General features: G+C 40.1%; 10 protein-coding genes and 1 pseudogene. 10 read left to right on the top strand and 1 reads right to left on the bottom strand.

The genetic code is table 11. The features are described from left to right. The first annotated feature begins 26 nt into the window (after positions 1–26). From QM843_RS07975 to pyk, 3 genes are all read left to right on the top strand, one after another. Positions 27–3,128, top strand: coding sequence for a DNA polymerase III subunit alpha (locus QM843_RS07975; RefSeq protein WP_414304724.1), 3,102 nt, complete (start codon positions 27–29; stop codon positions 3,126–3,128). A gap of 81 nt (positions 3,129–3,209) precedes the next feature. Then, positions 3,210–4,217: a 6-phosphofructokinase gene (gene pfkA, locus QM843_RS07970; RefSeq protein WP_414304725.1), complete on the top strand. Its 1,008-nt coding sequence runs from the start codon at positions 3,210–3,212 to the stop codon at positions 4,215–4,217. Between the two features lie 56 nt (positions 4,218–4,273). Next, positions 4,274–5,779 (top strand): pyruvate kinase, encoded by a 1,506-nt coding sequence (gene pyk / locus QM843_RS07965; RefSeq protein WP_020902894.1) that lies wholly within the window; start codon positions 4,274–4,276, stop codon positions 5,777–5,779. A 316-nt stretch (positions 5,780–6,095) separates the two neighbouring features. On the opposite strand, the gene QM843_RS07960 is transcribed toward pyk, so the two are convergent. After that, positions 6,096–7,082 (bottom strand): L-lactate dehydrogenase, encoded by a 987-nt coding sequence (locus tag QM843_RS07960; RefSeq protein ID WP_000204729.1) that lies wholly within the window; start codon positions 7,080–7,082, stop codon positions 6,096–6,098. 194 nt (positions 7,083–7,276) lie between these two features. Here QM843_RS07960 and gyrA point away from each other — a divergent pair, with 194 nt between their 5' ends. The 7 genes and pseudogenes from gyrA to QM843_RS07925 form a co-directional block, all read left to right on the top strand. Further along, positions 7,277–9,745: a DNA gyrase subunit A gene (gene gyrA, locus QM843_RS07955; protein ID WP_414304726.1), complete on the top strand. Its 2,469-nt coding sequence runs from the start codon at positions 7,277–7,279 to the stop codon at positions 9,743–9,745. Continuing rightward, positions 9,745–10,488 (top strand): class A sortase, encoded by a 744-nt coding sequence (locus QM843_RS07950; RefSeq protein ID WP_143952171.1) that lies wholly within the window; start codon positions 9,745–9,747, stop codon positions 10,486–10,488. Before gyrA ends, QM843_RS07950 begins: the two co-directional genes overlap by 1 nt. Positions 10,489–10,632: 144 nt before the next feature. Continuing rightward, positions 10,633–11,430 carry a formate/nitrite transporter family protein gene (locus QM843_RS07945; RefSeq protein ID WP_237446900.1) on the top strand — a complete coding sequence of 266 codons (798 nt, stop codon included), beginning with the start codon at positions 10,633–10,635 and terminating at the stop codon, positions 11,428–11,430. 146 nt (positions 11,431–11,576) lie between these two features. Then, positions 11,577–12,857: an O-acetylhomoserine aminocarboxypropyltransferase/cysteine synthase family protein gene (locus QM843_RS07940; protein ID WP_414304727.1), complete on the top strand. Its 1,281-nt coding sequence runs from the start codon at positions 11,577–11,579 to the stop codon at positions 12,855–12,857. A 95-nt stretch (positions 12,858–12,952) separates the two neighbouring features. Continuing rightward, positions 12,953–14,227: a DUF2130 domain-containing protein gene (locus QM843_RS07935; RefSeq protein ID WP_414304728.1), complete on the top strand. Its 1,275-nt coding sequence runs from the start codon at positions 12,953–12,955 to the stop codon at positions 14,225–14,227. A gap of 9 nt (positions 14,228–14,236) precedes the next feature. After that, positions 14,237–14,680: a GNAT family N-acetyltransferase gene (locus QM843_RS07930; protein ID WP_261249956.1), complete on the top strand. Its 444-nt coding sequence runs from the start codon at positions 14,237–14,239 to the stop codon at positions 14,678–14,680. A gap of 31 nt (positions 14,681–14,711) precedes the next feature. Beyond that, positions 14,712–14,804, top strand: a pseudogene (locus QM843_RS07925) (alpha/beta fold hydrolase); the annotation flags it as partial. Positions 14,805–14,837 lie beyond the last annotated feature (33 nt).

Genomic DNA, 14,837 nt, shown 5'->3' with positions numbered 1-14,837 from the left:
TGAGAACAATAGAGGAGAAGTGTAAATTGATCGCACAACTAGATACAAAAACAGTCTATAGTTTTATGGAGAGTGTCATTTCGATTGACAAGTATGTGAGAGCAGCTAAAGAATATGGCTACACTCATCTGGCTATGATGGATATTGACAATCTTTATGGTGCTTTCGACTTTCTAGAGATTACAAAAAAATATGGCATTCATCCTTTATTAGGGCTTGAAATGAATGTACTTATAGATGATAAGGATTTGAATCTGCGTTTTTTAGCCCTATCTAGTGTGGGTTATCAGCAGTTGATGAAACTTTCAACAGCCAAGATGCAGGGGGAGAAAACTTGGTCAGTCCTGTCCCAGTACTTGGAGGATATCGCGGTCATTGTGCCTTATTTTGAAGAGATTGAGTCGCTAAATCTAGGCTGTGATTACTATGTTGGAGTTTATCCAGAAACACTGGCCAGCGAATTTCATCATCCTATTTTACCCCTTTATCGAGTCAATGCTTTTGAAAGCAGGGATAGAGAAGTTCTGCAAGTTTTAACAGCGATTAAAGAAAATCTCCCCCTCAGAGAAGTTCCCTTGCGCTCACGACAAGATGTGCTTTTATCTGCAAGTTCTTTAGAGAAACTATTTCAAGAACGTTTTCCTCAAGCCTTGGACAATTTAGAAAAGCTTATTTCAGGCATTTCTTATGACTTGGATACTAGTCTGAAATTGCCTCGCTTTAATCCTGCTAGACCAGCGGTAGAAGAGTTGAGAGAGCGCGCTGAATTGGGGCTTGTTCAGAAGGGGTTGACTGGTAAAGAATATCAAGACCGTCTAGACCAAGAATTGGCTGTTATTCATGATATGGGCTTTGACGATTATTTCTTGGTTGTTTGGGATTTGTTGCGTTTTGGACGTTCAAATGGCTATTATATGGGAATGGGACGTGGTTCTGCAGTCGGTAGTTTGGTTTCCTATGCTTTGGATATCACAGGGATTGACCCAGTTCAGAAGAATCTTATTTTTGAACGTTTCCTCAATCGTGAACGTTATACTATGCCTGATATTGATATTGATATCCCTGATATTTATCGTCCAGATTTTATCAGATATGTTGGCAATAAATATGGTAGCAAGCATGCTGCGCAAATCGTTACTTTTTCTACCTTTGGCGCCAAGCAAGCTCTTCGAGATGTTTTGAAGCGCTTTGGTGTGCCAGAGTATGAATTATCTGCAATTACCAAGAAAATCAGTTTTCGTGATAATCTTAAGTCAGCCTATGAGGGTAATCTCCAGTTTCGTCAGCAAATCAATAGTAAGTTAGAATACCAAAAAGCATTTGAAATTGCCTGCAAGATTGAGGGTTATCCAAGACAAACCTCTGTTCATGCAGCTGGTGTTGTCATTAGCGACCAAGACTTGACCAACTACATCCCTCTAAAGCATGGTGACGAAATTCCACTGACTCAATATGATGCTCATGGAGTTGAAGCCAGTGGACTTTTGAAGATGGACTTTCTGGGATTACGAAATTTGACCTTTGTCCAGAAGATGCAAGAATTGCTTGCTGAAACGGAAGGTGTTAAGATAGCTATCAACGAGATTGATTTGGAAGACAAAGAAACGTTAGCTTTATTTGCCTCTGGCAATACAAAAGGTATCTTTCAATTTGAACAACCTGGTGCCATTCGCCTGCTGAAGCGTGTACAACCAGTCTGTTTTGAAGATGTCGTAGCGACTACTTCTCTAAATAGACCAGGTGCTAGTGACTATATCAATAATTTTGTGGCAAGAAAGCATGGGCAGGAAGAAGTGACTGTTCTAGATCCAGTTCTGGAGGATATTTTGGCTCCAACCTATGGCATTATGCTCTATCAGGAGCAGGTTATGCAGGTTGCTCAGCGATTTGCTGGATTTAGTCTTGGGAAGGCCGATATTTTGCGTCGAGCTATGGGTAAAAAGGATGCCTCTGCCATGCATGAGATGAGAGCTTCATTTATTCAAGGCTCCATAGAAGCTGGTCATACTGCGGAAAAAGCAGAGCAGGTTTTTGATGTTATGGAGAAGTTTGCAGGTTATGGATTTAATAGATCTCACGCCTATGCCTACTCAGCCTTGGCCTTCCAGTTGGCCTATTTTAAAACACATTATCCAGCTATCTTTTATCAGGTCATGTTGAATTCTGCCAACAGTGATTACCTAACAGATGCACTTGAAGCAGGCTTTGAAGTAGCACCATTGTCCATCAATACCATCCCCTATCATGATAAAATTGCCAACAAGTTCATCTATCTAGGTCTGAAATCGATTAAAGGGGTCAGCAATGATTTGGCGCTTTGGATTATAAAAAATAGACCTTATTCTAACATTGAAGATTTTATAGCTAAATTACCTGAGAATTATTTGAAACTTCCTTTGCTAGAACCTTTGGTAAAAGTTGGTCTTTTCGATTCATTTGAAAAAAATCGTCAAAAAGTATTCAATAATTTAGCTAATCTATTTGAATTTGCGAAAGTGTTAGGAAGCTTATTTGGTGATACTATATATAGTTGGCAGGAATCGGAAGATTGGACGGAGCAAGAAAAATTCTACATGGAACAAGAGCTTCTAGGAGTGGGAGTTAGCAAACATCCACTACAAGCTATTGCAAGTAAGGCCATTTATCCGATTACTCCTATTAGTAATTTATCAGAAAATAGCTATGCTATTATCTTGGTTGAGGTTCAGAAGATAAAAGTAATTCGTACCAAAAAAGGTGAAAATATGGCTTTCTTACAGGTGGATGACAGTAAGAAAAAATTGGATGTTACCCTCTTTTCAGATTTATATCGACAGGTTGGGCAGGAAGTAAGAGAAGGAGCCTTCTACTATATTAAAGGGAAAGTCCAGTCACGTGACGGTCGTCTGCAAATGATTGCACAAGAAATAAGAGAAGCAGTGGCTGAGCGCTTTTGGATTCAGGTGAAAAATCATGACTCGGATCAAGAAATGTCACGTATTTTAGACCAGTATAAAGGCCCAATCCCAGTCATTATCAGGTATGAAGAGGAACAGAGAACAATTGTTTCTCCCCATCATTTTGTAGCTAAATCTGATGAATTAGAAGCGAAATTGAATGGAATCGTTATGAAAACGATTTATCGCTAAAATTACGGAAAATAGAAGAATTTTCAACGTAAATGTGGTATAATCAGTAAGAATGTTAAAAGAAAAAGGAGCATAACCAATATGAAACGTATTGCTGTTTTGACTAGTGGTGGAGACGCCCCTGGTATGAACGCTGCCATCCGTGCAGTTGTTCGTCAAGCAATTTCAGAAGGAATGGAAGTGTTTGGTATCTATGATGGATATGCTGGTATGGTTGCCGGTGAAATTCATCCCCTAGATACAGCTTCAGTAGGGGACATCATTTCTCGTGGTGGTACTTTCCTTCACTCAGCTCGCTACCCAGAGTTTGCTCAACTTGAAGGGCAACTTAAAGGGATTGAGCAATTGAAAAAACACGGGATTGAAGGTGTAGTTGTTATTGGTGGTGACGGATCATACCACGGTGCTATGCGTTTGACTGAGCATGGCTTCCCAGCTATCGGTCTTCCAGGTACAATCGATAACGATATCGTTGGTACTGACTTTACAATCGGTTTTGACACAGCAGTTACGACTGCTATGGACGCTATCGATAAGATTCGTGATACATCATCAAGTCACCGTCGTACATTTGTTATCGAAGTTATGGGACGTAACGCTGGTGATATCGCTCTTTGGGCTGGTATTGCAACTGGTGCTGATGAAATCATCATTCCTGAAGAAGGATTCAAGATTGAAGATATCGTTGAAAGCATTAAATGCGGTTATGAGTGTGGTAAAAAACACAATATCATCGTCTTGGCAGAAGGTGTTATGTCAGCAGCTGAATTTGGTCAAAAACTAAAAGAAGCTGGGGATACAAGCGACCTTCGTGTGACAGAACTTGGACATATTCAACGTGGTGGTTCTCCAACTGCGCGTGACCGTGTTTTGGCGTCACGTATGGGTGCCCATGCTGTTAAACTTCTTAAAGAAGGTATCGGTGGTGTTGCGGTTGGTATCCGTAACGAGAAAATGGTTGAAAACCCAATTCTTGGAACTGCAGAAGAAGGAGCATTGTTTAGCCTTACTGCAGATGGTAAGATTGTGGTTAACAACCCACACAAGGCTGACCTTGAGCTATCTAGCTTGAATAAGAGCTTGTCATAATTTATAATTTAGTTAATAAGACCAAAAAGGTCATATATAAAGGAGTCACAAAAATCATGAATAAACGTGTAAAAATCGTTGCAACTTTGGGACCTGCGGTAGAAATCCGTGGTGGTAAAAAATTTGGTGATGACGGATACTGGGGTGAAAAACTTGATGTTGAAGCTTCAGCTAAAAACATTGCCAAATTGATTGAAGCTGGTGCTAACACATTTCGTTTCAACTTCTCACACGGTGACCACCAAGAACAAGGTGAGCGTATGGCAACTGTTAAACTTGCAGAAAAACTTGCAGGTAAAAAAGTTGGTTTCCTTCTTGATACAAAAGGACCAGAAATCCGTACAGAATTGTTCGAAGGTGAAGCTAAAGAGTATTCATACAAAACTGGTGAGAAAATCCGTGTTGCGACTAAACAAGGAATCAAATCAACTCGTGATGTGATTGCATTGAACGTTGCTGGTGCTCTTGATATCTATGATGATGTTGAAGTTGGTCGTCAAGTTTTGGTTGACGATGGTAAACTTGGTCTTCGTGTGGTTGCTAAAGATGATGCAACTCGTGAATTTGAAGTTGAAGTTGAAAACGATGGCGTAATTGCTAAACAAAAAGGTGTTAACATCCCTAACACTAAAATTCCTTTCCCAGCTCTTGCTGATCGTGATAACGATGATATCCGCTTCGGTCTTGAACAAGGTATCAACTTCATCGCGATTTCATTCGTACGTACTGCTAAAGACGTGAACGAAGTTCGTGCAATCTGTGAAGAAACTGGAAATGGACATGTTCAATTGTTCGCTAAAATCGAAAACCAACAAGGTATTGATAACTTGGATGAAATCATCGAAGCTGCTGATGGTATCATGATTGCTCGTGGTGACATGGGTATCGAAGTACCATTCGAAATGGTTCCAGTTTACCAAAAAATGATCATCACTAAAGTGAACGCTGCTGGTAAAGTTGTTATCACTGCAACAAACATGCTTGAAACAATGACTGAAAAACCACGTGCAACTCGTTCAGAAGTATCAGACGTATTTAACGCTGTTATCGACGGAACTGACGCTACAATGCTTTCAGGTGAGTCTGCAAATGGTAAATACCCACTTGAGTCAGTAACTACAATGGCTACAATCGACAAGAACGCTCAAACTCTTCTTAACGAATATGGACGTTTGAACTCAGATTCATTCGAACGTAACTCTAAGACAGAAGTAATGGCTTCAGCTGTTAAAGATGCTACTAACTCAATGGATATCAAATTGGTTGTAACTCTTACTAAGACAGGTCACACTGCACGTTTGATCTCTAAATACCGTCCAAATGCTGACATCTTGGCATTGACATTCGACGAATTGACAGAACGTGGATTGATGTTGAACTGGGGTGTTATCCCAATGTTGACAGATGCTCCATCATCAACTGACGATATGTTCGAAATCGCTGAACGTAAAGCAGTTGAAGCAGGACTTGTACAATCTGGTGACGATATCGTTATCGTAGCTGGTGTACCAGTTGGAGAAGCTGTTCGTACAAACACAATGCGTATCCGTACAGTACGTTAATCTAACATTAAAAAGCCTATCATATCAAGCTTTCTAGCCTGTATGATGGGCTCTTTTTTGTCTATGGAGCACAAATGGGGCAAAACTTTTTACTTTCGATTTAATGCGACGGTATCAAGTTCGTCAAATACTGCTTGCTACAGACTTTTTGTAACGTGAGGATAGATCTAATTGGTAGTTTTCGGATTTATGCCCAAACTGTGACACGATAGCTTTTAAAGTTATGTTGTTTTTTACGTATACTTCATAAAATGTTTAGTTCAAATACAGATAAAAAATAACTCCCTGATGACTCAAGGAGTTATTACTATCTAAATTAGTTTTTAGAAGCAGCTTGGAATTCTGGGTTTTTCCATGCTTCGTCAATAATAGCTTGTAATTCATTTGCAGATGCTTGCATTTTTTGAGTTTCTGCGTCGTTCAATGGGATATTTACTGGACGAACAATACCATGTGCACCAACAACAGCTGGTTGACCGATAAAGACGTTTTTAACTCCGTATTGACCTTCTTGGAATACTGAAAGTGGAAGTACTGCGTTTTCATCGTCAAGGATTGCTTTAGTAATACGAGCAAGGGCTACTGCGATACCGTAGTATGTTGCACCTTTTTTGTTGATGATTGTGTAGGCTGCATCACGAACACCTTCGAACAATTCAATCAATTCAGCTTCTTGAACATTTTGAGTATCCTTAAGGAATTCTTCAAGGTTTACACCAGCGATGTTAGCGTGTGACCAAACAGCGAACTCAGAGTCACCGTGTTCACCCATAATGTAGGCGTGCACTGAACGAGCATCAACATCCAATTTTTCAGCAAGTGCTTGACGGAAACGAGCTGAGTCAAGTGAAGTACCTGAACCGATAACGCGTTCTTTAGGGAAACCAGAGAATTTCCAAGTTGAGTAAGTCAAGACGTCAACTGGGTTAGCAGCAACAAGGAAGATACCTTTGAAACCTGATTCAACAACTTGAGTTACGATTGATTTGTTGATAGCAAGGTTTTTACCTACAAGATCAAGACGAGTTTCACCTGGTTTTTGAGGAGCACCTGCAGTGATTACAACAAGGTCAGCGTCTGCACAGTCAGAGTATTGAGCTGCATAGATTTTTTTAGGTGAAGTGAAGGCAAGGGCGTGGCTAAGGTCAAGCGCATCACCAACAGCTTTTTCATGCAATTGAGGAATTTCGATAATTCCAAGCTCTTGTGCAATTCCTTGGTTAACAAGTGCAAAAGCGTAAGATGAACCTACAGCACCATCACCAACAAGGATAACTTTTTTGTGTTGTTTAGTTGAAGTCATTGTTCTAAACATCTCCTTAATTTTATTCAGGGATTTCCCCAGTTATTTTAATTCTATCACTTTTAAAAAGCTTTGTCACGGATATGCCTTTCAGTTCTTGATGTAAACGTTTTAGTAGTTTTAGATACCTGAAATATAGTCGACATTATGGTATAATATTGTTAATTACTAATAGTGAAATGAGGCATTTATTAATGCAGGATAGAAATTTAGTGAATGTCAATCTGACAAAGGAGATGAAGACGAGCTTTATCGACTACGCTATGAGTGTTATCGTAGCACGGGCTCTTCCTGATGTTCGAGATGGCTTGAAACCTGTTCACCGTCGGATTCTCTACGGAATGAATGAATTAGGTGTTACTCCAGATAAACCCCATAAAAAATCTGCTCGTATTACAGGGGATGTTATGGGTAAATACCACCCACACGGGGATTCCTCTATCTATGAAGCCATGGTCCGTATGGCTCAATGGTGGAGCTATCGTTACATGCTTGTAGATGGTCATGGGAACTTTGGTTCCATGGATGGTGATGGTGCTGCCGCCCAGCGTTACACTGAGGCACGTATGAGCAAGATTGCTCTGGAGATGCTTCGTGATATTAACAAAAATACAGTTGACTTCGTTGATAACTATGATGCCAATGAACGTGAACCCTTGGTCTTGCCAGCGCGCTTTCCTAATCTTTTGGTTAATGGAGCAACTGGTATTGCTGTTGGGATGGCAACCAATATTCCACCTCATAACCTTGGTGAAACCATTGATGCAGTGAAGTTGGTCATGGACAATCCTGAAGTGACCACTAAGGACTTGATGGAAGTCCTGCCTGGGCCAGATTTTCCAACTGGTGCTCTTGTCATGGGGAAATCAGGTATCCATAAGGCCTACGAAACAGGTAAAGGTTCTATTGTCCTTCGTTCTCGTACTGAAATTGAGGAAACTAAGACTGGCCGTGAGCGTATTGTTGTAACAGAATTTCCTTATATGGTCAATAAAACAAAGGTGCATGAGCATATTGTTCGTTTGGTTCAGGAAAAACGCATTGAGGGCATCACAGCAGTACGTGATGAGTCAAACCGTGAAGGTGTTCGATTTGTTATTGAAGTCAAGCGTGATGCCTCAGCCAATGTTATCCTCAACAACCTCTTCAAGATGACCCAGATGCAAACCAACTTTGGTTTTAATATGCTTGCAATCCAAAATGGGGTACCAAAGATTTTGTCCCTTCGTCAGATTTTGGATGCTTATATTGAGCACCAAAAAGAAGTGGTTGTTCGTCGGACACGTTTTGATAAGGAAAAAGCAGAAGCGCGTGCTCATATCTTAGAAGGTCTCTTGATTGCGCTAGACCATATCGACGAAGTGATTCGTATCATCCGTGCTAGTGAAACGGATGCGGAAGCACAAGCTGAGTTGATGAGCAAGTTTAAGCTTTCTGAACGTCAAAGTCAAGCCATTCTTGATATGCGTCTTCGCCGTTTGACAGGTTTGGAACGTGATAAGATTCAGTCAGAGTATGATGACTTATTGGCTCTGATTGCAGATTTAGCAGATATTCTTGCTAAGCCAGAACGTGTTTCTCAAATTATCAAGGATGAATTAGATGAAGTCAAGCGTAAGTTTGGTGATCAACGTCGTACTGAATTGATGGTCGGTGAAGTCTTAAGCCTCGAAGACGAGGACTTGATTGAAGAATCGGATGTCTTGATTACACTGTCTAACAAGGGCTACATTAAACGTCTAGATCAGGATGAGTTCACTGCTCAAAAACGTGGAGGTCGCGGTGTTCAAGGGACAGGTGTTAAGGATGACGATTTTGTTCGTGAATTAGTGTCAACTAGCACTCATGATCACCTGCTCTTCTTTACAAATAAAGGACGTGTCTATCGCCTGAAAGGTTATGAAATTCCTGAATATGGTCGTACCGCTAAGGGATTGCCAATTGTCAATCTTTTGAAATTGGATGAAGGTGAAAGTATTCAGACCATCATCAATGTCGAGTCTGAACGTAGTGATGATGCTTACCTCTTCTTCACAACCCGTCATGGTATTGTGAAGAGAACCAGCGTTAAGGAATTTGCTAATATTCGTCAGAATGGGCTTAAAGCATTGAACCTCAAAGATGAAGATGAATTGATTAATGTACTGCTGACAGAAGAAGATACGGATATTATCATTGGTACTAAGTTTGGCTATGCAGTGCGCTTTAATCAATCAGCCGTTCGTGGAATGAGTCGTATCGCTACGGGTGTGAAAGGTGTCAATCTTCGTGAAGGGGATACAGTAGTTGGTGCTAGTGTGATTACAGACCAAGACGAGGTTCTTATCATCACAGAAAAAGGGTATGGTAAGCGTACAGTTGCGACCGAATATCCAACAAAAGGTCGTGGTGGTAAAGGGATGAAGACGGCTAATGTAGCTGAGAAAAATGGTCCTCTATCAGGTCTTTTGACCGTTAAAGGCGATGAAGACTTGATGATTATCACTGATACAGGTGTCATGATTCGAACCAACGTTGCCAATATTTCACAAACAGGTCGCTCAACTATGGGAGTTAAGGTGATGCGCCTGGATCAAGATGCTAAAATTGTAACCTTTACTACGGTTGCAGCTGCAGAAAAAGAAGAAGTTGGGACAGAAAACGAAATAGAAGGTGAAGCATAATGTCTCATAAAAAGAACAAAAAGAAAACAAATCGTAAAAATCTACTAATCAATGTCTTGGCAGGATTCTTAATCCTCTTGTCACTGGCATTAATCTTTAATTCAAAAATTCGTGATATCTTCATGGTTTGGAATACTAACAAGTATCAAGTTAGCCAGGTATCAAAAGAAAAATTGGAAGAAAATCAAGATACAGAAGGTAATTTTGACTTTGACTCAGTAAAAGCCATTTCATCAGAAGCTGTCTTATCCTCACAATGGAATTCGCAAAAATTACCAGTTATTGGTGGGATTGCTATTCCTGAAGTAGAAATTAACTTGCCAATTTTTAAGGGGCTTGATAATGTCAATCTCTTCTATGGAGCTGGTACAATGAAGCGTGATCAAGTGATGGGGAAAGGAAATTATTCACTAGCTAGTCATCACATTTTTACAGCAGAAAATGCCAGTCAGATGCTATTTTCTCCCTTATCACATGCTAAAAATGGTATGAAAATTTATCTGACTGATAAGGATAAGGTTTATACTTATGTCATTCATGAGGTCAAGCATGTAACACCAGATCGTGTGGATGAGATTGACGACCGTAGTGGTGTTGATGAGATCACACTTGTAACTTGTGTGGACTATGATGCGACAGAGCGGATTATTGTAAAAGGTGATTTGAAAGATACAAAAGACTATTCACAAACACCTGAAGAAGTTCTAACAGCCTTCAATCAACCGTATAAACAACGCTATTAATAGTTAAAGAATCAGTAAACATTTAGTTTTACTGATTTTTTATAGATTGAATTTCAAAATAAACTGTTATGAAATACAGAAAACGTTTCCTTAATTCTAAAGTTTGTGATATAATTATCAGGTAAAAAATTTTAGGAGTTTATTATGGTTTCTTCAGAATTTATCTCAAAGATTGAATTTGCTTGCAAGAAGAAGGAAAGTCTTTATAGTCAAAGCAAATTTAAGTATGCGATTCGTTCTATGTTCGCAGGTGCATTTTTAACCTTCAGTACTGCTGCTGGTGCAGTTGGGGCTGACTTGATTAATAAAATTGCGCCAGGTAGTGGACGTTTTCTTTTCCCCTTTGTCTTTGCTTGGGGCTTGGCCTACATTGTTTTCTTGAATGCTGAGTTGGTAACATCAAACATGATGTTCTTGACAGCCGGTAGTTTCTTGAAAAAAATCTCTTGGAGAAAAACAGCTGAGATTTTACTTTACTGTACCTTGTTCAACCTTATCGGGGCTTTGATAGCAGGTTGGGGATTTGCTCATTCGGCAGCCTATGCAAATCTGACTCATGATAGTTTCATCTCTGGGGTTGTAGAGATGAAGTTAGGCCGTTCCAATGAGCTAGTCTTACTTGAAGGTATTTTAGCCAATATTTTCGTAAATATTGCGATTCTTTCATTTGTTTTGGTCAAAGATGGTGGTGCCAAACTTTGGCTCGTTTTATCAGCAATTTACATGTTTGTATTCTTAACAAACGAGCACATCGCTGCGAACTTTGCTTCTTTCGCGATTGTGAAATTCAGTGTTGCTGCGGATTCAATTGCTAACTTTGGTGTTGGAAATATGCTTCGCCACTGGGGTGTAACCTTCATTGGGAACTTTATCGGAGGAGGCCTCTTGATGGGTCTTCCATATGCCTTCCTCAATAAAAACGAAGATACTTATGTAGATTAAGAAATGAGCACGATTGAGTCGTGCTTTTTTCGTTTTTAAAATAGAGTAATAGCTATTTATTATATCAAAATATAGAAAACTGATATTTGTAAACTATAACTTAAGGTGCTACAATATCCTTAATCAAACTATATGGAGGTCGTCTTATGACTCGTGATTTTAAATTTGAAACTTTGCAACTGCATGCTGGTCAAGTTGTGGATCCAGCTACCAAGTCTCGTGCAGTACCGATTTATCAAACAACATCTTTTGTTTTTGATGACACGCAGGAAGGTGCAGATCTTTTTGCCTTGAGAAAGCCAGGTAATATCTATACTCGTATTACAAATCCTACAACAGCTGCTTTTGAAGAAAGAATTGCAGCTCTCGAAGGTGGTGTTGGAGCTCTTGCAACAGCATCAGGTATGGCTGCAGTTACTTATACGATTTTGGCTCTTGCCCATGCGGGTGACCATGTTGTAGCGGCCTCAACTATTTACGGCGGAACCTTCAATCTCTTGAAAGAAACACTTCCTCGTTATGGAATCACAACAACCTTTGTGGATGTGGATAATTTGGAGGAAGTGGAAGCAGCTATCAGTGACAATACCAAACTTGTCTTGATTGAAACCTTGGGGAATCCCTTGATTAACATTCCTGACTTGGAAAAATTGGCTGAGATTTCGCATAAACACAAGATTCCTCTCGTTTCAGACAACACTTTTGCCACACCATATTTGATTAACGTTTTCTCTCACGGTGTAGATATTGCTATTCACTCTGCGACTAAGTTTATTGGTGGGCATGGTACGACTATTGGAGGAGTGATTGTCGATAGTGGTCGTTTTGACTGGGCGGCTTCAGGGAAATTCCCTCAATTTGTTGAGGAAGATCCAAGCTACCACAATTTGAGCTATACTCGGGATGTGGGTGCAGCAGCCTTTATTATCGCTGTTCGTGTTCAATTGCTCCGTGATACAGGTGCAGCCTTGTCGCCATTTAATGCCTTTCTCTTGCTCCAAGGACTTGAAACCCTTTCTCTTCGTGTCGAACGTCATGTGCAAAATGCAGAGAAAATTGTTGATTTCCTTGTCAACCATCCTAAGGTAGAAAAGGTAAACTATCCAAAACTTGCAGACAGTCCTTATCATGCCTTGGCTGAGAAATACTTGCCAAAAGGTGTGGGCTCAATCTTTACTTTCCATGTCAAAGGTGGGGAGGCAGAAGCACGCAAGGTAATTGATCATTTAGAAATCTTCTCTGACCTAGCGAACGTGGCAGATGCCAAGTCTCTTGTTGTCCATCCAGCTACAACCACTCACGGTCAATTGTCAGAAAAAGACCTAGAAGCAGCAGGTATCACACCAAATCAAATCCGCTTGTCAATCGGACTTGAAAATGTAGAAGATTTGATTGAAGACTTGCGCTTGGCCTTGGAAAAAATTTAAAGTAAAAGAAGATAAACAGTGGGTTTCGACTCGCTGTTTTTGATTTTCCCTCAGGCATGATATAATGGATAAAGAAGTCTAGAAGGAGGAACGATATGAACGAAATCAAATGCCCTAACTGTGGGGAAGTCTTTACAGTAAATGAAAGTCAGTATGCTGAACTGTTATCCCAAGTGAGAACAGTAGAGTTTGATAAGGAATTGCACGATCGGATGAAGCAGGAGTTGGCCTTGGCTGAGCAAAAGGCCATGAATGAACAACAGTCTAAACTAGCTCAAAAAGACCAAGAAATTGCGCAATTACAGAGTCAAATCCAGAACTTTGATACAGAAAAAGAATTGGCCAAGAAAGAGGTTGAACAGACAAGCCATCAGGCTTTATTGGCAAAGGACAAGGAAGTACAGGCCTTGGAAAACCAACTGGCTACCTTGCGTTTAGAGTATGAAAATCAACTACAGAAGACACTTTCTGACCTAGAAAAAGAACGGGATCAGGTTAAAAACCAGCTTCTTTTACAAGAAAAAGAAAACGAGCTTTCTCTTGCTTCTGTTAAACAAAATTACGAAGCACAGCTCAAGGCAGCAAGTGAACAAGTCGAATTTTACAAGAATTTCAAAGCTCAGCAATCTACAAAAGCCATCGGGGAAAGTCTGGAACAGTATGCAGAGAGTGAGTTTAACAAGGTCCGCAGTTTTGCATTTCCAAATGCCTACTTTGAGAAGGATAACAAGGTTTCAGCGCGTGGTTCTAAAGGAGACTTTATCTTCCGTGAATGTGATGAAAATGGAGTGGAAATCATTTCCATTATGTTTGAGATGAAAAATGAAGCGGATGGAACAGAGAAGAAGCACAAGAATGCAGATTTTTATAAGGAATTGGACAAGGACCGTCGGGAGAAGAACTGTGAGTATGCGGTTTTGGTGACCATGCTTGAGGCTGATAACGACTACTTTAACACGGGGATTGTTGATGTCAGCCACGAATATGAAAAGATGTATGTGGTTCGTCCTCAATTCTTTATCCAGTTGATTGGGCTCTTGCGAAATGCAGCGCTTAATTCCCTAAAATATAAGCAGGAGTTGGCCTTGGTCCGCGAGCAAAATATCGATATTACGCATTTTGAGGCAGATTTGGATGCCTTTAAAGTTGCTTTTGCCAAGAACTACAATTCAGCTTCGACTAACTTTGGTAAAGCTATCGATGAAATCGACAAGGCCATCAAACGGATGGAAGAGGTTAAAAAGTTCCTAACAACATCTGAAAACCAACTCCGTCTGGCTAATAATAAGCTGGAAGATGTCTCTGTCAAGAAATTGACACGTAAAAATCCAACCATGAAAGCGAAGTTTGAAGCGCTTAAGGGGGAGTAGGAGGATCCTATGCAGATACGAAAAGCAACCATGAAAGATGCTGAAGCACTACTGTCTCTATACGAAGACTTGGGCTATCCAACGACCGCTTCTAAGCTGTCTCGACGTTTAGAAATGATTCTTTCTCAACCACATTATGGCTGTCTTCTAGCTGAAAGAAACGGAGAAATTTTAGGTTTCTTAGGTTATGCGAAGCTCTTCTTTTTTGAAGCAGATGGATCTTACTATCGTATTTTAGCTTTGTCAGTTGCAAAAGAAACAAGACGACAAGGAATTGCTAGTAGGCTAATCGATGAATTGAAAAAACAAGCGGTAAAAGAAGGAGTTGAGGCACTGGCTCTAAATAGTGGATTAACCGCTGAACGAAATGCTGCACATCAGTTTTATCAGACAGTTGGATTTGAAAAAGTGACTGCCGGCTTTGCCTTGCATTTAAAAACTCAACATAGATAAAACATGAAAAAATAGTAGAGGGAACGAAGTAATATCTTCAACAAAAGGGAAAAACTTATATTTTAACGACAAGGGCATGGATTATGTGACCTTTGGTAAAGGAAAGAAGTCTTTCGTTATCATAAAGAGAGTTTTAGTATTTTTAGAAAGTTAATGA

The organism is Streptococcus mitis, from assembly GCF_047463435.1.
GTDB lineage: Bacteria > Bacillota > Bacilli > Lactobacillales > Streptococcaceae > Streptococcus > Streptococcus mitis_DS.
The sequence above is the reverse complement of the archived record's forward strand: the minus strand, read 5'-3'. Positions and strand labels throughout refer to the sequence as shown.